This window comes from Rhizobium sp. P32RR-XVIII (genome assembly GCF_012641395.1).
Classification (GTDB): Bacteria; Pseudomonadota; Alphaproteobacteria; order Rhizobiales; family Rhizobiaceae; genus Rhizobium.
Window position 1 is genome coordinate 143208 of record NZ_JABAIH010000008.1, and the last position, 23019, is coordinate 166226.

At 61.3% G+C, this 23019-nt stretch carries 20 protein-coding genes; 19 read left to right on the plus strand and 1 reads right to left on the minus strand.

Annotated elements, in window-relative coordinates:
• Positions 1-72 precede the first annotated feature (72 nt).
• The 19 genes from HGP14_RS22180 to HGP14_RS36475 all read left to right on the plus strand — a co-directional run bounded on the left by HGP14_RS22180 (position 73) and on the right by HGP14_RS36475 (position 21922).
• A complete protein-coding gene (locus HGP14_RS22180; RefSeq protein WP_168832049.1) occupies positions 73-2391 on the plus strand; it encodes a bifunctional salicylyl-CoA 5-hydroxylase/oxidoreductase in 2319 nt (772 codons plus the stop codon).
• Between the two features lie 7 nt (positions 2392-2398).
• Complete coding sequence (locus HGP14_RS22185) at positions 2399-3193, plus strand: SDR family NAD(P)-dependent oxidoreductase (protein ID WP_168832050.1); 795 nt, start codon at positions 2399-2401, stop codon at positions 3191-3193.
• Positions 3190-4041 (plus strand): enoyl-CoA hydratase family protein, encoded by an 852-nt coding sequence (locus HGP14_RS22190; RefSeq protein ID WP_168832051.1) that lies wholly within the window; start codon positions 3190-3192, stop codon positions 4039-4041. Before HGP14_RS22185 ends, HGP14_RS22190 begins: the two co-directional genes overlap by 4 nt.
• A 3-nt stretch (positions 4042-4044) precedes the next feature.
• A complete protein-coding gene (locus HGP14_RS22195) occupies positions 4045-5226 on the plus strand; it encodes an acyl-CoA dehydrogenase family protein (protein WP_168832052.1) in 1182 nt (393 codons plus the stop codon).
• 12 nt (positions 5227-5238) lie between these two features.
• Entirely contained in the window at positions 5239-6426 is a 1188-nt protein-coding gene (locus HGP14_RS22200) for an acyl-CoA dehydrogenase (RefSeq protein ID WP_168832053.1), read from the plus strand.
• 8 nt (positions 6427-6434) lie between these two features.
• Entirely contained in the window at positions 6435-6866 is a 432-nt protein-coding gene (locus HGP14_RS22205; protein WP_168832054.1) for a thioesterase family protein, read from the plus strand.
• Complete coding sequence (locus HGP14_RS22210; protein ID WP_168832055.1) at positions 6844-7239, plus strand: RidA family protein; 396 nt, start codon at positions 6844-6846, stop codon at positions 7237-7239. Before HGP14_RS22205 ends, HGP14_RS22210 begins: the two co-directional genes overlap by 23 nt.
• Before the next feature lie 7 nt (positions 7240-7246).
• Positions 7247-9217, plus strand: a complete 1971-nt coding sequence (locus HGP14_RS22215) for a 3-hydroxyacyl-CoA dehydrogenase NAD-binding domain-containing protein (protein ID WP_168832056.1) — start codon at positions 7247-7249, stop codon at positions 9215-9217.
• A gap of 393 nt (positions 9218-9610) precedes the next feature.
• On the plus strand, positions 9611-10870 hold the full coding sequence (locus tag HGP14_RS22220) for an ABC transporter substrate-binding protein (protein WP_168832057.1): 1260 nt from the start codon (positions 9611-9613) through the stop codon (positions 10868-10870).
• Between the two features lie 59 nt (positions 10871-10929).
• Positions 10930-11799: a carbohydrate ABC transporter permease gene (locus tag HGP14_RS22225; RefSeq protein ID WP_168832058.1), complete on the plus strand. Its 870-nt coding sequence runs from the start codon at positions 10930-10932 to the stop codon at positions 11797-11799.
• Positions 11789-12598 (plus strand): carbohydrate ABC transporter permease, encoded by an 810-nt coding sequence (locus HGP14_RS22230; protein ID WP_168832059.1) that lies wholly within the window; start codon positions 11789-11791, stop codon positions 12596-12598. Before HGP14_RS22225 ends, HGP14_RS22230 begins: the two co-directional genes overlap by 11 nt.
• A 21-nt stretch (positions 12599-12619) precedes the next feature.
• Positions 12620-13369 (plus strand): glycerophosphodiester phosphodiesterase family protein, encoded by a 750-nt coding sequence (locus tag HGP14_RS22235; protein ID WP_168832060.1) that lies wholly within the window; start codon positions 12620-12622, stop codon positions 13367-13369.
• Positions 13366-14433 (plus strand): ABC transporter ATP-binding protein, encoded by a 1068-nt coding sequence (locus HGP14_RS22240; RefSeq protein WP_168832061.1) that lies wholly within the window; start codon positions 13366-13368, stop codon positions 14431-14433. The genes HGP14_RS22235 and HGP14_RS22240 overlap by 4 nt, the downstream gene beginning before the upstream one ends.
• A 31-nt stretch (positions 14434-14464) precedes the next feature.
• Positions 14465-15352 (plus strand): MurR/RpiR family transcriptional regulator, encoded by an 888-nt coding sequence (locus tag HGP14_RS22245; protein ID WP_168832062.1) that lies wholly within the window; start codon positions 14465-14467, stop codon positions 15350-15352.
• Between the two features lie 216 nt (positions 15353-15568).
• A complete protein-coding gene (locus tag HGP14_RS22250; protein ID WP_168832063.1) occupies positions 15569-15979 on the plus strand; it encodes a VOC family protein in 411 nt (136 codons plus the stop codon).
• Positions 15980-16436: 457 nt separating this feature from the next.
• Entirely contained in the window at positions 16437-17795 is a 1359-nt protein-coding gene (locus HGP14_RS22255) for an MmgE/PrpD family protein (protein ID WP_168832064.1), read from the plus strand.
• Positions 17796-17836: 41 nt separating this feature from the next.
• Positions 17837-18952, plus strand: a complete 1116-nt coding sequence (locus HGP14_RS22260) for an ABC transporter substrate-binding protein (RefSeq protein ID WP_168832065.1) — start codon at positions 17837-17839, stop codon at positions 18950-18952.
• Between the two features lie 145 nt (positions 18953-19097).
• Positions 19098-20831 carry an ABC transporter permease gene (locus HGP14_RS22265; protein WP_168832066.1) on the plus strand — a complete coding sequence of 578 codons (1734 nt, stop codon included), beginning with the start codon at positions 19098-19100 and terminating at the stop codon, positions 20829-20831.
• A gap of 77 nt (positions 20832-20908) precedes the next feature.
• The gene (locus HGP14_RS36475; RefSeq protein ID WP_168832067.1) at positions 20909-21922 is read left to right on the plus strand and encodes an ABC transporter ATP-binding protein; all 1014 of its coding nucleotides are present in this window, start codon (positions 20909-20911) and stop codon (positions 21920-21922) included.
• Positions 21923-21958: 36 nt separating this feature from the next.
• On the opposite strand, the gene HGP14_RS22275 is transcribed toward HGP14_RS36475, so the two are convergent.
• On the minus strand, positions 21959-22894 hold the full coding sequence (locus HGP14_RS22275) for a LysR substrate-binding domain-containing protein (protein ID WP_168832068.1): 936 nt from the start codon (positions 22892-22894) through the stop codon (positions 21959-21961).
• Between the last annotated feature and the right edge of the window lie 125 nt (positions 22895-23019).

A 23019-nucleotide genomic window follows, 5' to 3' on the forward strand; every position in this document is an offset into this window, starting at 1 on the left:
CCTCGCTTTGCGTCGATATATTTTAAACTTCAAATAACTCACATGGCACGGCGTGAGTGGGAAGGAATGAAGATGCGCATCGTCTGTATCGGGGGAGGCCCCGCGGGGCTCTATTTCGGGCTTTTGATGAAGAAGCTTCATCCGGAGCATTCCATCCGCGTCGTCGAGCGCAACCGCCCCTACGACACCTTCGGCTGGGGCGTCGTCTTCTCCGATGCAACCATGGCTGCGATGCAGGAATGGGATCCGGAAAGCGCGGCTGAAATCCAGGACGCCTTCAATCACTGGGACGATATCGAGGTCTGGTTCAAGAACACCCGCCAGCGCACTTCGGGCCATGGCTTCGTCGGCATCGGCCGTAAGAAGCTGCTCAACATCCTTCAGAAGCGCTGCGAGGAACTCGGCGTCGAACTGATCTTCGAAACCGACGTCAGCTCCGATCTCGACTTCCCGGATGCCGATCTGGTGATCGGTTCCGACGGGCTGAATTCGAAGATCCGCAACCACTATCCGGAAGTGTTCCAGCCCGACATGATCACGCGGCCGAACCGCTACATCTGGCTCGGCACCGACAAACTCTACGACGCCTTCACCTTCGACTTCCGCAAGACGGACCATGGCTGGTTCCAGGCGCATATCTACAAGTTCGACGACAAGACCTCGACCTTCATTATCGAGACGACCGACGAAGCCTATCTGGCGCACGGTCTCGATAGGATGGATCAGGACAGCTCCATCGCGTTTTGCGAGAACCTGTTCTCGGAGGTGCTGGAAGGCGCGTCGCTAATGACGAATTCGCGCCATCTGCGGGGCTCTGCCTGGCTGAACTTCAATCGCCTGATCTGCGGCAAGTGGAGCCATTTCAACGGCAACTCGAATGTCGTGCTGATGGGCGACGCGGCCCACACCGCGCATTTCGCCATCGGCTCCGGCACCAAGCTCGCGATCGACGACGCGATCGAGCTGACGAGACAGTTCCAGATTCACGGTCACAGCAAGGAGCAGATCCCGGCGGTCCTCGAAACCTACGAGGAGATCCGCCGCGTCGACGTGGCGCGCATCCAGAATGCGGCGCGCAACGCCATGGAATGGTTCGAGGTGGTGGGTCGCCGCTACGCCGATACGCTTGAGCCGGAGCAGTTCATGTATTCCATGCTGACCCGCTCGCAGCGCATCAGCCACGAGAACCTGCGCCTGCGCGACAAGACCTGGCTCGAAGGCTACGAGCGCTGGTTTGCGAAGAAATCGGGCATCGCTGTCGGAAATGACAGGTGCCTGCCACCGATGTTCACGCCTTATCAGCTGCGTGGAACCACGCTGGTCAATCGCATCGTTGTCTCGCCGATGGCCATGTACTCGGCACAGGATGGATTGCTGAACGACTTTCATATCGTCCACCTCGGCTCGCGGGCGCTTGGCGGTGCCGGCTTGGTGTTCGCGGAAATGACCTGCGTCTCACCCGACGCCCGCATCACGCCCGGTTGCCTCGGCCTCTGGAACGAAGAGCAGGCCGCGCAATGGCGCCGGCTGGTCGATTTCATACACACCAACAGCCCTGCCAAGGTCGGAATCCAGATCGGCCATGCCGGTCGCAAGGGTTCGACCAAGCTTGCCTGGGACGGCATCGACCAGCCCGTCAGCGACGGCGGCTGGCCGCTGATCTCGGCCTCCGCCGTGCCTTATCTCAAGAATAGCCAGGTCCCGAAGGCGATGGATCGCGCCGATATGGATCGCGTCAAGGCAGATCATGTCCGTGCGGCGAAACTCGCGGCTACGACGGGCGCCGACTGGCTCGAGCTGCACTGCGCCCACGGCTATCTGTTGTCGAGCTTCCTCTCGCCGGTCACCAACCTACGCGACGACGAGTATGGCGGCAGCCACGAAAATCGCGCTCGCTACCCGCTTGAGGTCTTTCGCGCAATGCGCGCCGTCTGGCCCGAGGACAAGCCGATGTCGGTACGGCTTTCCTGCCATGACTGGACGGACGGCGGCAACACGCCGGAGGATGCGGCGATCTTCGCGCAGATGTTCAAGGATGCGGGCGCCGATCTGATCGATTGTTCGTCGGGCCAGGTGTCCAAGGAAGAGCAGCCGGTCTATGGCCGCCTGTTCCAGACCCCGTTCTCCGACAAGATTCGCAATGAGATCGGCATCCCGACGATCGCCGTCGGCGCAATCTCGGAGGCCGATCATGCCAACTCCATCATCGCCGCCGGTCGCGCCGATCTGTGCGCCGTTGCCCGCCCGCATCTTGCCGACCCCGCATGGTCGTTGCATGAAGCGGCAAAGATCGGCCTGACTGCGATACCATGGCCGAAGCAATATCAGTCCGGCAAATATCAATACGAGGCCAACCTCGCCCGCGCCGCAACCGCAGCGCCCGGCAAATAGGCAAGGCATGATGACCACTTCCGGAAAACTTGCGGGCCGTCATGCCCTCGTCACCGGCGCCGGTTCCGGTATCGGAGCGGCGATCGCCCGTGCTTTGGTTTCGGATGGGGCACGTGTGACGCTCGCCGGTCGAAGGCGCGAGCCGCTGCAGGCTCTCGCCGAAGAGATCGGAACCAAGGGCGTCCATGTCGTCGATGCTTTCGACGTGACAAATGCAGAAGCGATCGCGAAAGGCTTGGCGAGCGCGCGGAGGGCATTCGGCCCTGTCGACATCCTGGTCAACAATGCCGGCGAAGCACCGAGCGCAGCCTTCGAAAAGACCAGCCTCGACATGTGGAACCAGGTTCTCGCCGTCGATCTGACCGGCGTCTTCCTCGTGACCCAAGCAGTTCTGCCGGATCTCAAGGCGCGGGGCGCCGGCGCGCGCATCATCAATATCGCTTCGACCGCGGGGCTGACAGGATACGGATATGTCTCCGCTTATGTCGCGGCCAAGCACGGCGTCGTTGGCTTGACCCGGTCGCTGGCGCTGGAACTGGCAAGGACCGGGATTACCGTCAATGCGGTCTGCCCGGGCTTCACCGACACGCCGATCATCGCGCGATCGATCGAGACGATCGTCGCAAAGACGGGACGCAGCGCCGAACAGGCGCTCGCTGAATTCACGAAATCCAATCCGCAAGGCAGGCTCGTCAAGCCCGAAGAGGTTGCGGATGCAGTGCTATGGCTGGCGGCACCCGGCAGCGCATCGATCAACGGGCAGGCCATTGCGGTGGCCGGCGGGGAGGTTTTGGCGGGATGAACGACAAGGACATGACGATGCAAGGACACCTGCGCTCCTTCAAGGACTATCAGGCCCGGCATTTCCTCTGGGAGGTGAGTGAGAACGGCCGCGTTGCGACGATTACGCTGAATCGGCCCGAGCGAAAAAATCCGCTGACCTTCGACAGCTATGCCGAGTTGCGCGACCTGTTCCGCGATCTCGCCTATGCGTCGGACGTGCGGGCGATCGTGCTTTCCGGAGCCGGCGGCAATTTCTCATCTGGCGGTGACGTGTTCGAGATCATCGAGCCGCTGACACGCATGGCAATGCCTGAACTCCTTGCCTTCACGCGCATGACAGGCGATCTCGTCAAGGCGATGCGGAAATGCCCGCAGCCGATCGTTGCCGCTGTCGACGGCATCTGCGCCGGGGCCGGCGCAATTCTCGCCATGGCATCCGATCTCAGGCTGGCGACCCCTGAAGCCAAGACCGCGTTCCTCTTCACGCGCGTCGGGCTTGCGGGGGCAGACATGGGCGCCTGCGGGATTCTCCCGCGTATCATCGGCCAGGGACGCGCCGCCGAACTGCTGTACACCGGCCGCTCCATGACGGCCGCCGAAGGCAACGCCTGGGGCTTCTACAATGCACTTCATCAGAGCAGCGATCTGGACGGCGAGGCGCACAAGCTCGCCCTCTCGCTGGCCGATGGCCCGTGGTTTGCTCACGGCATGACCAAGACCATGCTGAACCAGGAATGGGCGATGGGCATCGACGAGATGATCGAATCCGAGGCGCAGGCACAGGCCATCTGCATGGCGACGCAGGATTTTCGCCGCGCCTTTGAAGCCTTCGCCGCCAAGCGCAAGCCAGAGTTCCAGGGAAACTAGGCGATGAGCACCGCCGCGACATTGACCGGTCCATCCCGGGATCATCTCGATTGGCCTTTCTTCGAAGGCAGCCATCGCGAATTCGCAGCCCGGCTGGACGCATTCGCGAGGTCGGATGTGATGACGGCGATCGATCACGCCGATGTCGATGCCGCATGCCGCAAGCTCGTCCGGACATTGGGCGATGCGGGGGTCCTGACCGTAGCAACGGGCGTTTCCGAGACCGATCCGTTGATCGATTCACGGCTGGTATGCCTGACGCGCGAAACCCTTGCCTGGCACGACGGGTTGGCCGACTTCGCCTTCGCGATGCAGGGCCTTGGCACCGGAGCGATCGGCCTCAGCGGCTCGGCCGCGCTTCGCGCCGCCGTCATGCCGAAAGTGCGCAGCGGCGAATGGCTCGCTGCATTTGCACTGTCTGAAAAAGAGGCCGGATCGGACGTTGCTGCCATGGCCTGTGCGGCTCGCGCAGATGGCGACCACTACATTCTCGATGGCGAAAAGACCTGGATCTCCAATGGCGGCATCGCCGATGTCTATACCGTCTTCGCTCGAACAGGCGAGGCGCCGGGCACGCGCGGCATTTCAGCCTTCGTCGTCTTTGCCGATGACCCCGGTTTCTCGATCGCCGAACGCATAGAGGTGATTGCGCCGCATCCGCTGGCAACGATCCGCTTCGAGAACTGCCGCATCCCCGCATCGCGGCTTCTCGGCAATCCGGGTGAAGGCTTCAAGATCGCCATGCGTACCCTCGATATCTTCCGGGCCTCGGTCGCAGCCGCCGCCCTAGGCTTTGCCCGGCGTGCCCTTGACGAGGCGCTTGGGCATGCCAGGGCGCGGCCGATGTTCGGCGCAAAACTAGCCGATCTCCAGCTGACACAGGCGGCCCTCGGCGACATGGCGACGGGGATCGATGCCGCGGCGCTTCTGACCTACAGGGCGGCTTGGCGACGCGACGTCCAGCAATTGCCGACGACGCAGGAAGCGGCCATGGCAAAGATGACCGCGACGGAAACGGCGCAGGCCGTCATCGATCGCGCCGTCCAGCTGTTCGGCGGTCGCGGCGTGCGGTCGGGCGAAATCACTGAGAAACTCTACCGGGAGATCCGTGCGCTGCGCATCTATGAGGGCGCGACCGAGGTGCAAAAGCTCATCATCGCGCGCGAACTCCTGAAGACCAAATGATGGGAGCTATTCATGTCTAATACCCGCGAGATCTTCGACTGGGCCGACCCGTTCCGGCTGGCCGAGCAGCTGACGGACGAGGAGCGCATGGTGCAGGATACCGCGCACGCCTATGCGCAGGAAAAGCTCGCTCCCCGCGTTCTCGAAGCCTTCCGCCATGAGAAGACCGACCCTGATATCTTCCGCGAAATGGGCGAGCTCGGGCTGCTCGGCCCGACGATTGACCCGGAATATGGCGGCGCCGGCCTCGGCTATGTCGCCTACGGGCTGATCGCCCGCGAAGTGGAGCGCGTCGACAGCGGCTACCGCTCGATGATGAGCGTGCAATCCTCCCTCGTCATGGTGCCGATCGATGCCTTCGGTTCGGAGGCGCAAAAGCAGAAATACCTGCCCAGGCTTGCCACCGGCGAATGGATCGGCTGCTTCGGGCTCACCGAGCCGGACCACGGCTCCGATCCGGGTTCAATGGCGACGCGGGCACGGAAGGTCGATGGCGGCTACAGCCTCACCGGCGTCAAGACCTGGATCTCCAATTCGCCGATCGCCGACGTCTTCGTCGTCTGGGCCAAGACCGAGGACGGCGTGATCCGCGGCTTCATCCTGGAGAAGGGCTGGAAGGGACTGTCGGCACCCGCCATCCACGGCAAGGTGGGGCTGCGCGCCTCGATCACCGGCGAGGTGGTGATGGATAATGTCTTCGTGCCGGACGAGAACCTGCTGCCCAACGTGTCGGGCCTCAAGGGTCCGTTCACCTGCCTGAACTCCGCCCGCTTCGGCATTGCCTGGGGGGCGCTGGGTGCGGCCGAAGCCTGCTATGCGACGGCGCGGCAATATGTGCTCGACCGCAAGCAGTTCAACCGGCCGCTGGCCGCCAACCAGCTGATCCAGAAGAAGCTTGCCGACATGGCAACCGAGATTACGCTCGGCCTGCAGGGCTGCCTGAGGCTCGGCCGCATGAAGGAGGAAGGCCATCCGCCGGTGGAGCTGACCTCGATCCTCAAGCGCAACTCCTGCGGCAAGGCGCTCGATATCGCCCGTGCCGCCCGCGACATGCTCGGCGGCAACGGCATCTCCGACGAGTTCGGCGTTGCCCGCCATCTCGTCAACCTCGAAGTGGTCAACACCTACGAGGGCACCCACGACATCCACGCCCTCATTCTCGGCCGTGCCATTACCGGCATCGCCGCATTCGCGAATTGAGGCAAGCCGTGGGGTTTCGAACGACAAAGCCGCTGCGTTTCGGAGACTGCGACCCCTCGGGGATCGCCTATTTCCCATCCTACCTCAACATCCTCGTCGGTGTTCTGGAGGACTACTTCGCATCGCTTGGCTTTCCCTGGAAAACCCTGATCGAGGACCGCCGGATCGGTGTCCCCACCGTGCGGCTGGACGTGACCTTCTCATATCCTGGCTTCCAGGGCGATAAACTCGAATTCGACGTTGCGGTTCGCTGTATCGGCCGTTCCTCGCTCGATCTCGAGCATACGATATCGGCAAACGGCAAGGTGCTTTGGACTGCGCGCCAGCGCGTCGTCGCCACCTCGCTCGATACCCACCAATCACTCGCATGGCCGGTCGACATCCGCGCCGCATTGACACATCATCTGGAGACGACTGATGCACACGATCCTGCAGCCTGAAGGCTGGGTGAAGCCGATTGGATACGCCAACGGCATGGCAGCGACGGGCCGCATGGTTTTCGTCGGCGGCCAGATCGGCTGGAACGAGCGCTGCGAGTTCGAAACGGACGACTTCGTCGAGCAGGTGCGCCAGACGCTGAAGAACGTCGTAGCCGTGCTCGCCGAGGGCGGCGCCAAACCGCAGCATATCACTTCGATGACCTGGTACTTCACCGACAAGGCGGAGTATCTCGGCAACCTGAAGGGCATCGGTCAGGTCTATCGCGAAACGATCGGACGGCATTTTCCGGCCATGGCCGCCGTCCAAGTGGTCGCGCTCGTCGAGGAGCGCGCCAAAATCGAGATCCAGGCAACCGCCGTCATTCCGGAATAGGTGGATCATGGGTGACCTGCACTTTTCGGATACGGTCTCGGGTAACATCGCCGATCGCGTGCTGGTCGTCACCATCGACAATCCGCCGGTCAACGCGACATCTCTCAGCGTCCGCTCCGGTCTGATGGCGGCACTGGATTATGCGGCGGCTGAGGACGCCGTTCGCGGCATCGTCATTACAGGCGCCGGCAAGACCTTCATCGGCGGGGCCGATATCAAGGAATTCGGCAAGCCCCCCGAGGCTCCGTTGCTGCCGGATGTCTATCTGCGCATCGAGCAGTTCGGCAAGCCAGTGGTGGCGGCGGTCAACGGCGCCGCGCTCGGCGGCGGCTGCGAGCTGACGCTAGCCTGCCATGGTCGTGTTGCCGCGTCCGCCGCGAGCTTCGGCCTGCCGGAGGTCAAGCTCGGCATTGTCCCAGGCGCCGGCGGCACGCAACGCCTGCCGCGGCTCGTTGGCTTTGTCGCGGCTGTCGAGATGATCGGTACCGGTCGTTCGCTGAAGGCGAGCGAAGCGCTCGGCATCGGCTTGATCGACCGCATCGCTGCCGAGGCTCTGGTTGCCGACGCGAGCGCCCTCGTTGACGCCATGGCAGGCGGCGAGCTTCGCAGAACCGGTGCGCTTGTTGCCAAGACGATCAGCGATGCCGACATCGATGCTGCCGGCGCGAAAATTCTTGCCAAGGCGCGCGGTCAGGCCGCACCGGTCGAGGCCTTGCGGCTAGTGAAGGCCGCCATGACGCTCCCATTCGCGGACGGTCTTGCCGAAGAGCGGAGGACGTTCCTTCGCCTGCGTGATTCACAAGAGGCGGCGGCGCTACGGCACGTCTTCTTTGCCGAGCGGGCGGCCGGAAAGGTCGAGAGGCTGGAAAAGGTTACGCCACGAGACATTCGATGCGTCGGCGTGGTCGGGACCGGGCTGATGGGTTCCGGTATCGCCGTCTCGGCGCTGAATGCCGGTTACCAGGTCATTGGCGTGGAACAGAGTGAGGAAGGCGCCGCCAAGGGGCACGAGCGCATAGCGGGGCTTCTCGACAAAGCGGTGCAAACCGGTCGGCTCGACGCCGCTGGCCGGGAGGAGCGGCTGCGCCGGCTCACCGTCGTTTCGGACCTCAACGCGCTTCGGGATGCCGATCTCGTCATCGAGGCGGTGTTCGATGATTTCGACGTCAAGACTGACCTCTTCCGCCATCTCGACGACGTCGTGCGGACCGACGCGATCCTCGCCACGAACACGAGCTATCTCGATCCTGACGCCATCGCCACTGCGACCTGCCATCCCGAGCGTGTCGTCGGGCTGCATTTCTTCTCGCCCGCAAACATCATGCGACTGGTCGAAGTGGTGAATTGCGCACGGACCGAGAGCGAGGTCCTTGTGACGGCGATGACCTTTGCAAAGCGTCTCGGCAAGCTCGCCATCGTCTGCGGCGTAACGGAAGGCTTTATCGGCAACCGGGTCTTTTCCGCCTATCGGCGCGAGGCCGAATTGATGGTTGAGGACGGCGCCTTGCCGCACGAGATCGACCAGGCGATGGAAGCCTATGGGTTCCCGATGGGTCTCTTTGCCGTCTACGACATGGCGGGGCTGGAGATCGCCTGGGCGCGTCGCAAACGGCAGGCGGCAAAGCGCGATCCGAATGCGCGCTATGTCGATATCGCCGACCGCCTCTGCGAGGCCGGACGCTTCGGACAGAAGAGCGGTCGCGGCTGGTATGCCTATCCCGATGGAAAACGGACAGTCGATCCTGACGTGACCGCCCTCGTCGTGACAGAGCGGACGAGGAAAGGGATCAAACCGCGTTCGCTCACAGCGGACGAGATTATGACAAGGCTCCTGAGGGCGATGGCCGACGAGGGCCAGACTCTTCTATCGGAAGGCATTGCAATACGCGCAAGCGACATCGATCTCGTGATGATCAACGGATACGGTTTTCCGGCCCATAAGGGTGGTCCGATGTTTGCGGCAGGGATAGCGGCCTGATCGGCTGCCCTGGCCCCTGCCCTGGAATGCATGCTCCTGACCGGGAAACCGCCCGGCGCTGACATCGCCAAAGTTATTCCGCCGGCGGCGCCAAGGAGGATATTTCGAGAGCAGCAGGACCACGAACGATGGGGCACCACCCACGCCGTAGAAAAGCTGCTCGTCGATATTACTGCATCGAAGCCGCCTGAGCCGATGCCATCCTCCATGATTCCGGCCGTATTGCGCCAGACAAGCCTCATCGATCACCGGCCGCGGCCTTAATTCCGGACCGCTCGATATGTTGGACGCACTCCGCGTCATCAAAACTTCGCACAGCCTTCAAGAAACTGTCTCGACCTCTCGCTAAAGGTCGCCGAAACGAATGCAATTTTTTTTGCAAAGGAGAGATCAATGTCACGGAAATTGCAACGTGCGGTCGCGGCGAGCGTCCTTTCAATGTTTGCCATGGTCGGCTCGGCTCATGCCGAGACGACGGTGAAGTTCTGGCACAGCTTCAGCAAATCCTCCGGTGAAGCGCTGAATAAGATCATTACCAATTTCGAAGCGGCCAATCCCGATATCCATGTCGAAGCCGAATATGTCGGCGATTACAACGATATCGTCGCCAAGCTGCAGGCGGCCATTCCGGCCAACCGCGCCCCCGATGCCGTGATCATGGAAGTCACCCGCTACGGGCTCTTCGCCGACCGCGGCGCGCTGACCGACCTCACGCCCTATTTCGACGCAGACCCGCTGAAGGGCGACCTATATGACTACGCACGCGAAGTCGGCGTCTACAACGGCAAGAACTACATTGTGCCGTTCAACTCCTCGACGCCCGTCCTCTACTACAACAAGGATATCCTCGACCGCGCCGGCTTTACCCAGGAGCCGCCGCTCAAGACCTTTGACGATATCCTCGCCGTTTCCAAGACGATCACCGAAAAGCTCGGCTCCGAAGGCATCACCGGCATCGCCGCTCCGGGCCAGTTCGCCCGCTGGGGTCTCGTGATGTCTAACGACAGCGAGCTGATCGACTCCAAGACCAGTGACATCCTCCTCGACTCTCCCAATACGATTCAAGCCTATCAGTGGATGGCTTCGCTGGTACACGAGCAGAAGGTCGCCTCTCCTGATGGCGTTACCGACGAAGATGTCGGCCGTGACGCTTTCTATGCCGGCAAGGTCGGCATGTTGCTGAACTCGACCGGCGATTACGGTGGCGCGAAGAAGGCGCTCGGCGACAAGCTCGAAGTCCGCCCGATGCCCTGCAACAAGGTCTGCTCCGTTCCGATCGGCGGCGCCGGCATCGGCATCCTGTCGTCCTCCCCGAAGGAGGTCCAGGACGCCGCCTACAAGTTCATCAGCTACGCCGCTTCGCCGGAAGCCAATGCCATCTGGTTCGCCGCCACCGGCTACCTGCCGATCAACAAGAAGAGCGCATCGCAGCCGGTTGCCGCTCAAGCGCTTGCCACCCAGCCGGGTATCGGCGTAGCCGTCAAGCAGCTCGATTTCGCTCATGGCCGCGCCCGTCCGCCGGTCGTCACCTGGATGCGCTCGACCGAGTACAAGATGTGGGAAGCAATGGCACTAGGCCAGCGCGACGTCACGGAAACGATGAAGGACTTCGCCGCGCAGACCCGCGAGGAAGCCAAGCGTTCCAGCAACTAAGCCTCTCCCGGCAAGACGACGGGCCTTGGACGGCCCGTCGTCGCAACCGATCTGGTCCCATGATCCGCACCCTCACACCCTATCTGCTCGTCGCACCGTTGATCATCTTCATCACGGTCTTCACTTATGTTCCGGTGATCACGAGCGTGAACCTCAGCTTCCGCCACTGGGATTTCCTCTCCCCGACCATGCCTTTCGTCGGCTTCGAGAACTACCGCCTGCTGCTGGAGTCCCGCGACTTCTGGAACTCGCTGAAGGTCACGGCACTCTTCGCGCTGATTTCCGTGCCTATCAGGCTCGGGCTGGCACTTATGATCGCAAGCTATCTCGTCCGCGAAACATTGCCGGTGCGGTTGTTGCGCGGGGCCCTGTTCCTTCCGTCGGTCACCTCCACCGTCTCGATCGCCGTCGTCTTCTCCTGGCTCTTCGCAACCGATTACGGCATGGTGAACGCCGCCCTCACCTCACTCGGCCTCGGCAAGGTGCAGTGGCTGCAGGATCCACACCTCGCCCTCTGGGTGCTGATCGTCGTCAACACCTGGAAGCAACTCGGCTACGACATCGTCATCTATGTCGCCGGCCTGCAGGCGGTGCCGCAGGAGCTCTACGATGCCGCAGCCGTCGATGGCGGCCGGCGCTTCCACGTCTTCCGGCGGGTGACCGTGCCGCTCGTCATGCCGACGACCTACTTCCTGCTGGTCATCTCGGTCATCGAGGCCTTCCAGGTCTTCACCATCGTCGACATCATGACCCATGGCGGCCCGGCTGGCGCAACCGACATGCTCGTCAACCTTCTCTACCGCGTGGGTTTCACCCTCTTCGATATCGGCAGGGGTTCGGCGCTTGCGGTCCTGCTCTTCATCTTCCTGATCGTGCTGGCACTGATCAAGTCCGTCGTTATCGGCCGGAGGGTGCACTATGAAGCTTGAAAGCCCAATCGTGACGGGCGTGGCGCTCCTTGCCGGGCTCCTCTTCCTGTCGCCCGTCCTTTACTCCATCTGGATGTCCTTCGAGACGGCCCAGGCCTATTATACCGGCAACTACGAATTCACGCTCGACAACTATGTCCGCGCGATCGCGGAATACAATTTCGCTCGTTATCTTCTGAACAGCATCATCGTCTCCGGTCTCGTGACGCTGCTCGGCATCACGGTCGCGACCATGGCCGCCTTTGCGTTTGCGCGCTACCGGTTCCGCGGCGGCAACCTGCTGTTTGGCGCGACCGTCGCAACGCTGATGATCCCGAGCCATATCAGCCTGATTCCCAACTACCTGACGCTGGCAAAGGCCGGCCTGCTCGATACTTATGCCGGTCTCATCCTGCCGGCGATATCGAACGGCTTTGCGGCCTTTTTCCTGCGTCAATACATCAAGGGCATCCCGAAGGCGCTGGACGAGGCGGCTTATATGGATGGCGCAACGCCCTTGCAGGTGCTCTGGCGGGTGATCGTGCCGATCGCGCGGCCGGCGATCTTCTCGATGGGTCTCTACATCTTCATCACCGAATGGAACAACTACATCTGGCCGCTGGTCGCTGTCGGCAAGGACGACCTCTACACGCTGCAGATCGGTCTCGCCCGGCTTTACCACATCAATCCCGGCGAAGGGCTGGTCGACTGGCCGCTCGTGATGGCTGCCTCGACGATCACGATCCTGCCCGTGCTCCTCGGCTTCCTGCTGGTCGAGCGCCATCTCGTACGCGGCATCACGATGGGCGCGGTCAAGTAATTCATGAAAAGGGACAAGCATATGACACGCATCGCTTCACATCGCGGCGGCACTCTGGAATTCGGCGACAGCACGCCGCAAGGCTTCGCCGCCACGGCGAAAATGGCGTTGGAAGAAGTGGAGTTCGACGTCCACCCGACAGCCGACGGCGCGATCATGGTGCATCACGACGCCACGCTCGACGGTACCACCGACCGCAACGGCGCGATTGCTGCGCTGAGCGAGGCCGAGGTCCGCGCTGCGGTCATTAACTACGGCGCCGGCGGCCACCCGATCTCTCTGTCGGAACTCTGCGCCATCTACGCCGACAGCAAGGTCGACTTCCGCTGCGAGATCAAGCCCGGCATCGATGGCCGGCCTTACGCCGATTTCGTGCCGCATGTGGTCGAACTGCTCGCGCGTCACGGCATGCTGGGAAGGACGACCTTCTCCTCTTTCCTGGTCGACTCTCTGGATGCGCTCGCCGCGGCCACCCACCGGCCGATGCTCTGGCTCGTCAGCCCGCCGGTGCTGCGCCAACTCGGAACGGCCGCCGTCATCGAGGTGGCGCGTACCCACAACATTCGGGAAATCGGCGTGCATGTGGATACGGCCGATGCGGCTCTGATGGCGATGGTCCGCGGGGCGGGTCTCGATTTTGGCTGCTGGGCCGCGCATACCACCGAACAGATCGAAAAGGTGCTGGCCCTTGGCGTGAAAGTCTTCACCACGGACCGGCCGAGCCTTGCGATCACCCTGCGTGACCGCCCGCGGGGAGAAGACAATCGATGAGCGGAATCATTCTGCGCGACATCCGCAAGTCCTATCCCGGCGGCCCTGAAATTCTGCACGGCGTCTCGATGGATATCAGACCCGGCGAATTCATCGTCATCGTCGGCCCCTCCGGCTGCGGCAAATCCACCCTGCTGCGGCTGATTGCCGGCCTCGAGCGCTGCGAACAGGGCGATATCGAGATCGGCGGCAGACGGGCCAACGATCTTGCTCCCCAAGACCGCGACATCGCGATGATCTTTCAGAACTACGCCCTCTATCCGCACATGACGGTGCGCCAAAACATTGCCTTTGGCCTGGAGTTGCGCGGCATGCCGAAGGCTGAGCGCAACGCGCGCGCCGAAAGCGTGGCGAAGACCTTGCAGCTCGAATCTTATCTCGACCGCAAGCCGGGAGCGCTTTCCGGCGGCCAGCGCCAACGCGTGGCAATGGGGCGAGCCATGGCGCGGAACAGCTCGACCTTCCTGATGGATGAGCCGCTGTCGAACCTCGACAACGCGCTGCGCGTCGCCATGCGCACGGAGATCAAGGAACTGCACCGCCAACTCGGCGCCACGATCGTCTACGTCACCCATGACCAAACCGAGGCGCTGTCTCTTGCCGACCGGATCGCCGTCATGAAAGACGGCGATCTGCTGCAGTTCGACACCCCGGAAGCAATCTACGACCAGCCGCAGAATCGGTTCGTCGCCGGTTTTCTCGGTGTTCCCGCCATGAATTTCATTCCTGTCGAACAATTGCCCGGTTGGCAGGGCAGACAGGGACTAACCGTCGGCTTGCGGCCTGAATCCATGTCCATTCTGGCCGAAAAGCCGCGTGAACCGGCCCTTCCCGTGCGGATCATGCTGTCGGAAATGACCGGCTCCGACATCATCCTGCATTGTGACAGCCCGGCCGGCCGCCTCACGCTGACAAGCGCACGTGAGGATGTGCCGCGCAATGCCGGCGACCTCTGGGTGACCTACAACCTGAACCGGGCGGTGTTTTTCGATAACCAGAACGGGAGCCGCGTCGATCTTGCGCCCCAAGACCGGCGAATTGAAATAGCGGCAGCCGGGCGCTAAAGCCTTAGCGGCAACAATCGGCAGGGAATCGATGGGCACGCAGAACGAAATTCCGCAACTTCTCGTCGATCTCATCAGCCGCAATTCAGCAAGGCTCACGGAGGCAGATACACGTCTCCTGGATGTGCTGATGCAAGATCCGCTGCGTGCAGCGATGGAGAACGGCAAGGCGGTTTCCTTCCGCGCGGGCGTGCACCCGGCCTCAGCCGTGCGCCTAGCGCGACGACTCGGGTTCAAGGGCTATCCTGAATTCAGAAGCTTCCTCCAGACCAATCTCATGGAAGGAGGAGGCGATTTTGAAAGTCCGGCAGCCCGCATGGCAGCCCGCCTTGTCCGGGCGGAGGAAGGCGGGGTTTTGGCTTCGGTGCTCGACAGCGAGATCGCGGCGCTTCAACAGGTCCGCAACAGCGTCTCCGACATCGACATTCGCGCATTTTCGGAAAGCCTGCGCGATTGCCGCCGGGTTTACGTGTTCGGGCGCGGCCATTCCGCGGCCCTATCCTCGCTTATCGCACTGCGGCTCAACCGCTCCGGTTATGACGCCGTCGACGTCGGCAGCCAGATGCACCAATTTCCCGAAGCGCTGACGGCGCTTTCGGCGGACGATGTCCTGTGGCTGCTCGCCTTCCGCAGAGCGTCGCCGCTCATTCACCAGGTCCGGGAAATTGCCGCCCGGCGAGGTACCAAAACGCTGGCGTTGACAGACTTGCGCGGCGCGCGCATCGATCCCGCGCCTTATCGTCAGATTTCGGTCTCGCGCGGCGAAGCCGGGGAGTCCCAATCACTGGTCGTGCCCATGACGATTGCAAATGCCGTGATTCTCGATCTCGCCGCGATCGACGATGGCCGCTCGCTACGCGCCCTCGCTGCCTTCAAGGCTTTCCGCGCAACGTCCGGCCTGTCGCAAGCGCTTCTATAGCTTGTCCGCCTGAGAGCGGACGCGGATGCCCTAGCTTCGATCCCGGCTGTCTCTTGCGTCACTGAAATGGGCCTGCCCCAGCAGCGAGGCCTCTCTCGTATCTCACCTCTCCCGGCTCGTAGGCGCATGGAACTGCTCCTGCCCTGACACGTAGGAAGGCTTGCGGTTCGCTGACAGAGGCGTAACCTGAACGCGACAATAGCGGAGGTGCAGATCATGGCCGCATGCTTCCGGTACATCGTCGACAACGTCGAGGCCGCAATCGATTTCTACACCAAACATCTCGGCTTCAAGCTCGAGATGCATCCTGCCCCGCCGTTCGCAGAAATTTCACGCGGCGACATGCACCTCTATCTTAGCCAGCCAAGCCCACGGGGTGGTGGCGCTTCCATGCCGTCAGGAGAGCAACAAGCGCCGGGCGGCTGGAATCGCATTCATCTCACCGTCGAGAACCTGGATGAGCTCGTCGAACATCTGAAATCGGCGGGCTGCCGCTTTCGCAACGAAATTATCCAGGGCGTCGGCGGGAAGCAGATCTTGTTGGAGGACCCCTCCGGAAATGTGATTGAATTGTTTGAGCCAAACACCGCCGCCTATCGCCCCCCCGGATTTGGAGCGGAAACATAATTATCGACCCAACTCCGCGATCAAGAACCACCGCCAGAGATGGCGGCGACGGCGGAGCTTTCGGGCTCGCTTGCAGATAGTTGCATGCTCTACTGTCTGACTCTTCGCGGTTATCGAGCGATCGACGGCCCGTCCTACGGAAGAGCGAACCCTTGCCGCACCTCCTGGGTTGCGTAGCCATTCAGCGCGGAAGTGATCCACGCGGCACCAGGCCGATATCGACGTACGCCCTGCTCGGTCCGCTCGCCAACGTAACCCCCGTCCTCCTACAATCGCAGGCCCCCAAAGGGGCGTTTATGCGTAAAAGTTATTACGACCACAGATTATAGTATTTGACCGCAGATGGTAACTCGGCAATCGATACAGAAACGCAATATTGCAAGCTTTAGCCAGCCATCGTGCGGATTTCGCAAGGTCATGTCTTCATCTTGCAACGATTGGAGAAACGAGAAAATTCATGACGACGACACCGCCAATCTATCGGCTTAGCGGCCACATCGCTTCCGCAATGAGCGTGGAACTATCAGCCGCCGTTGTCGCCAAGACCAAAAATCATCTGCTCGATACGATTGGTGCGATCGTGTCGGGCTCTCATCTGTTGCCGGGCCGCATGGCGATCAACTTCATAAAGGGCGAAGGCGGAACGCAGGAGGCGACCGTCGTCGGCAGCAATATCAGCACGAGTGCCATCAACGCCGCCTGGGCGAACGGCATGATGGGCCATGCGGACGAGACCGACGATCATCATCTTGCGTCAATCACCCATCCCGGCTGCTGCGTCATTCCGGCGGCACTTGCCGTCGGCGAGCGGGTAAAGGCAACGGGCGCCGAACTGATCAAGGCGGTCGCGCTCGGCTATGATGTCACGGCGCGCATCGGTGAAGCGCTGGGCAACAGGCTTTTCTTCGAAGGCAAGAGCATGGCGAGCTTTGGCGGCATCTTCGGATCCGCCGCCGCCGCCGCCGCACTCCTTCGGCTCGACGAAGCCCAGGTGCGTTACTGTCTTTCCTATTGCGCCCAGCAGGCCGCCGGCTCGCGCTCTTGGCAGCGCGACGCCGACCATATGGAGAAAGCCCACGTCCTTGGCGGCAGCCCTGCCCGAAACGGCGTGATGTTTGCCCTGCTGATGGCGTCCGGCTTCACCGGCGTGGAAGATGTCTTCTCCGGCGACTTCAATTTTTTCGCCGCGCATTCGCCGGGAGCTGACCAGTCAATCCTCCTGCGTCGGCTTGGCGAATACAACGAGATCATGCGCACAAGCATCAAGAAATGGTGCGTCGGCGGGCCGATACAGGCGCCCTTGGACGGTCTCGATACGCTGATGCGCCAGGGTGCGACCGCGGATGACATCGTACAGGTCGATGCGCGGGTAGCCTCGCATCACGCGCACGTGGTAGACAACCGGGACAACCCGACGATTAACCTTCAGCACATTCTCGGCCTGCGCATGGCCGATGGAAAAGTGACCTTCGACAGCTGCCACGACATGGAACGCATGTCCGATCCGGCGGTGCTTCGCCAGAAAGCGAAGGTCAATCTGATCTATGACGAGGAAATGGACAAGCTCGCTCCACGGCGCCCGGTCGATGTCGAAATCACGCTGAGGAATGGAAGCAAGCTCCGCGAAAAGGCCAATGCCGTGCGTGGCACGGCCGACAATCCGATGGATTTCGATGAGGTCGAGACCAAGGCACTCGATCTCATGGCTCCGATCGTCGGCATCGAGCGGGCCCGCAGAATCTGCAGCGACGTTTCGTCACTGAACGAAGCCCCTGATCTTGCTGCATTAATGACAAACCTGTCGACGTCTGGTTGAGGAGCGAGACGTCGATCACGTGCAATTGCTGGGAGGTAGACATGCACATGAAGAAACATATCAGAGTTACTGCAATGGCTGTGGGCGCTCTTGTCGCGTCGACGGTCGCAAGCTCGACCGCCTATTCTCAGACGGTGGATCCGGCGCTCGCCGATTCCTGGGCCTTCGCTCAGAAGGAGATGCCGGGCCTGCCTTACGACCTTCTGAAGAATGCCTGTGCGGAAGCAGCCCTGATGATCTATTCGGGAACCTGGCCGGATGCGACTGACAATGTGGTCAAGCACTTCAAGGAGCGCTTTCCCTGCATCAAGGACGTCCAGACATTCGTGACCCAGACCGGGCCGCGTCGCGAGCGGTTTCTGGCGGAGGTCCGCTCGAACCATAATATTGCTGACATCATTCAGGACACCGACCCCGGCACGCTCGAAAGCCAGGCGAAGGACGGCTTGATCGCCAACTACAAGATCACAAACGACAGCGCCTATGACGACAGCCTGAAGCAGACCGGCTACTGGTATCCGTTCCGGTCATCGACCATGGGTATCGCCTGGAACACGGATGCGGTTTCCGACGACGACGCGAAAGCCTTCGCGACATGGAAGGGAATGCTCGATCCACGCTGGAAGGGACGGGTCGGCGTTGCGGATCCTGCGAGCGGCGGCGCGGCCTATCTCCCCTGGTTCCTCTGGCCAAAGATGTTCGACCAGGCCTTCATGGACGGGTTGAAGAAAAATCAGCCGCGGGCCTTCATCGCCGTCAATCCGACAGTCGCAGCCCTTTCGTCCGGTGACATCGACGTCTATTTCGGTGCGGACGACGCTTCGCTGTCGCCGGCCTGGGCGTCCGGCGCACCGATCAAATGGGTCCTGCCGGAGCCGGCGATCAGCACCCCGACCGGACAGGCAATATCGGCGACCGCGCCGCATCCCAATGCCGCACGGCTCTATCAGGAATATGCGTTCACCGAAGAAGGTTACGGTGCCTGGCAGAGCATCGGCGGCGGGCCTTCGGTTCGAAAGGGCTTCGCCGATCAGCGCGATGTCGCCAAGGAAGGCTGGTACAAGACACCGACGAAGTTCGTCGAGTACGATCCAGCCGATGCGTCGAAGGCGCGCGACGCTGTCAACGTCCAGTTTCACGATGTCGTCGGAAAATAGGGCCGCATCCCGGATCCCGTGCAGACGGGGTCTCCGCGGATGGCTTGCCTAACGGATGGCTTCCGGTTGAGGAAAGACAGACAACGGCGCCGTTATGCGCAGCGCGCGGCGACGCCGGAATGAACATATTTGAAAGGATCAAACAATGAGCGTGGTTGAGAAGGAAGAAATCAGCCTTCCTTCGTCCGGCCGGCACTGGCTGAATTTCGACAGGATCGTCAGCACCCTCGCCATGGCCGTGAGCTTCGTGCTCATCATCGCGCCTCTTGCCTTTCTGTTCTTCGGATCCTTCCGTAGCGGATCGCCCGGCGATCCGCAGGCGGTTTTTACCTTCGGTAACTGGATAACCGCCTATAGCGATCCGGTCATCCGGATCGCTTTCCTGAATACGGTCATGCTGTCGGCAACGGTCGCGCTGATTTCGATCCTTATGGGTTCCGTCATTGCCTGGATCGTTGCGCGAACGGATGCTCCGGGCCGCAAGCAGCTGGCAATCTTCCTGATCATTCCTCTGATGATCTCGGGTCTGGTGACGACGCTTGCCTGGATTGCGCTGCTTGCTCCGAACGCAGGGTTCATCAACGCCATCTGCCGTTCGCTGTTTGGCATCCGTACGGTCTTCGATATCTATTCCTTCAAGGGAATGGTGCTCATCCTGGTCCTGCACTACACCTCCTTCGCCTTCATCCCGATCTATACCGCCTTGCGATCCATCGACGGACGGTTGGAAGAAGCGTCATACATGCTGGGCGCCAGTCCGTTTCAGACTGCATGGCGCATGACGGTGCGGCTCGTGTTTCCGACGCTCGCATCGACGTTCCTGCTGATCTTCATTTTCGTCGCGGAGAATTTTCCCGTTCCAACCGTTCTCGGCTCGAACAGCGGCTTCCAGACGCTTGCATCAACCATCTTCACGGAGATGCAGGTGGAACCGTCCAACCCACCGCTTGCTGCCGCGGTCGGCACCATGCTGCTCTGGATCGCCCTTGTGGGGACGATATGGCAGCGCCGGATCGCAAATCGCTCGTCCCGTTACGTAACGATCGCCGGCAAGGGCGGCCAGGCGCGCGTGACGAAGCTCGGCAAATGGCGGTATGCGGCAACGGGCGTGCTGGTTCTTTATTTTCTCGTTTCCGTCGTCCTGCCGTACGCCGCGCTGGTATTCTCGTCCTTCCTGAAGTTCGTGACGCCCCGGCTGAGCTACAGGCTGTTCACGCTGGACAACTACACGAGGCTGCTGCGCTGGGAAGCCCTCATTCCCCTGCGAAACTCGCTGTTGCTGGGGCTCGTCGTCGGCTTTGTGGCAACCTTCCTTTACATCTTCATGGCCTACCTCATTCGCAGGTCGCGAAACTGGACTGGCGCGGCGATGGATTACGTTGCGCTCGCCCCCACCGTCATGCCGGCACTGGTTCTCGCGGTCGGCTTCGTATGGACTTACATCTGGCTGCCGATCCCCATATACGGAACGATCTGGATCCTCGTTCTCGCCTACATAACGCGGTATTACGGTTACGGGATAAGGCAGGCGCGCGCCGCATTCGTCCAGATTTCCGACGAACTTTCCGAAGCTGCACGCATGACAGGCGCATCGCCGCTACGCGCCTTCCGCGATGTCATGCTCCCCATCCTCAGGCCCGCGATCCTGTCGATATGGACGATGCTGTTCATCTTCTTCTTCATGGAGGTCAGCGTTACCATCATGCTTTACAATCCGCAGACGAAAACCTTGCCGATACTTCTTTGGGAAAGTCTTTCGGCAGGAAATCTGACCGCAGCATTTGCCGTGGCCGTCGTGGAATCAACGACGATTTTCGTGGTTCTTTATATCACCAATCATTTCTTCGGTATTTTGCGGTCATCCCTTGAGAGTTCATAGAAGAGGTCGAATACGTGCCCGTTATTGAGGTAAGCCACCTTACAAAAAAATTCGGGGCTTTAACGGCGGTCGATGACGTGTCGTTCACCGTCGACGCCGGCGAAATCCTCGTCATCGTCGGAGGCAGCGGCTCGGGAAAGACAACGACGTTGCGATGCGTTGCCGGGCTCGAAGAGCCAAGCAGCGGACAGGTCACGATCGACGGAGCAACGGTGTCGTCCTCCGGGCTGTTCGTGCCGCCGGAACGCCGCGGCATCGGCATGGTCTTCCAGTCCTACGCGCTCTGGCCTCACATGACGATCTACGAGAACGTCGCCTATGGGCTGGTCCTAAAACGGACGCCCGCCGCACAGATCAACGAGGCGGTGATGCGCGTGATGGATCTCGTCGGGCTGGGCGGGCTTGAGAAGAGGTTTCCCTCCACGCTGAGCGGCGGCCAGCAGCAGCGCGTGGCACTGGCGCGAAGCGCAGTGGTCGAGCCCAAGGTTCTGCTGCTCGATGAACCCCTGAGCAACCTCGATGCGAAGCTGCGCGAGCAGATGCGAACCGATCTGCGCGTGCTTGTCAGAAAGCTCAACATGACGGCAATCCATATTACCCACGACCAGAACGAGGCGATGGCGATCGCGGACAAGGTTATCTACATGCACCGGGGCCGCATCGAGCAGGCTGGCACCCCGCGGGAGCTCTACCGCTCGCCCAACAGCAAGCGGGTCGCCCAATTCATCGGCAGCGCCACCTTCATCGACGGCAAGGTCGTGCGGCCGCCGGCAGACGGGAAGGTGGTGGTCCAAACGCCGGATGGAACCGAGATCGTCTCCTGCACGGATCAGAAACTCGACGTCGGAGGACTTGTTACAATTGCCGTCAGGCCCGAAAACGTCGTTCTCTCACAGTTCCCCACGCCCGGAGAGAATGTCTTTACCGGCACGATCGCCGACGAAACCTACCTCGGAGACCGCATAGAATCCCTGATAGACGCACTGGGAACGAAGCTGCGGGTTTGGCATGCCGATGATATTCCCGTAGGCTCCGAGGTCTACTGCAGCGTCAAGCCGGCGAAGGTGCTCTGCTTCGGCCCCGGCACATAGCCGGAAGGCGCGCAGAGCGTTCGATCGGATAGCGTCTCACTCGGAGAGAATTGCCGCCGAGAATGCGGCGTCAACCGCCTTGCGCGTCAGTGAGGGCTCAAACATCTCGATGAAGTCATAAGCGTAGCTGCGCAGGTAGCTGTCCTTCGCCATGCCGACATAAATAGTGTTGGGCGGGAAGAGGTGACTGACATCCCGCATTCTGATGCTCGCATCGAGCGTCGGATCATAGACGATGCTCGCAGCGATCGCGATGCCGATGCCCATCTTGACGTAGGTCTTCATGACGTCGGCATCCGTCGCGCTCATGACGATGCGTGGCGACAGGCCGGCACGCCGGAATTCCTCGGCGATCTTCGCCCGGCCTGTAAAAAGCGAATCGTAGGTGATCATCGGATGCTGGGCAAGGTCGGCCAGCGTGACCTTCTTCAGTTGCAGAACCTCGTGATCGGGCTTCGCCAGAACGATGCGCATCAGCTGATAGCAGGGCAGCAGAATGAGATTGCGCACCGGCGTCAGCGGTTCGGCGGCAATCGAAAGATCCGCCTCGCCTGCCGCGATCCATTCCGCAATCTCGGTCGGGTTTCCCTGCCGCAGGCTCAGACGGACCTTCGGATAACGATCGATGAACGCCTTGATGGTCTTCGGCAAAACATAGCGGGCGTGGGTGTGGGTCGTCGCCACCGTCAGATCGCCCTCGTCCTTTGCGGAAAACTCCCGGCCGATCTGCGAGATCGTACCGGCATCGGCAAGCATTCTTCGCGCCACGCCCAGGATCGCCTCTCCGGCCTTGGTGAGCGCCACGAGGCGCTTTCCGCTGCGGACGAATAACCGTGTTCCGAGTTCGTCCTCCAGGGTCCTCACATAGCGGCTGACGCCTGGCTGGGACCGGTGGAGGGTGTCGGATGCATTCGACAAGTTGAGGTCGTGATCAACGATTGCGCAGAGATATCGCAGTTGCTGGAGCGTCATCGCTTTATGCCTAAATGTTATTAGAAACGAAGATTATAGTATTTGACCGCAGATGAAACGCAAGCGAAGGATTTCATCCAAGGAAGAAATAATTCTCAGCCGTTATCCACGACAGGAAAGAAACA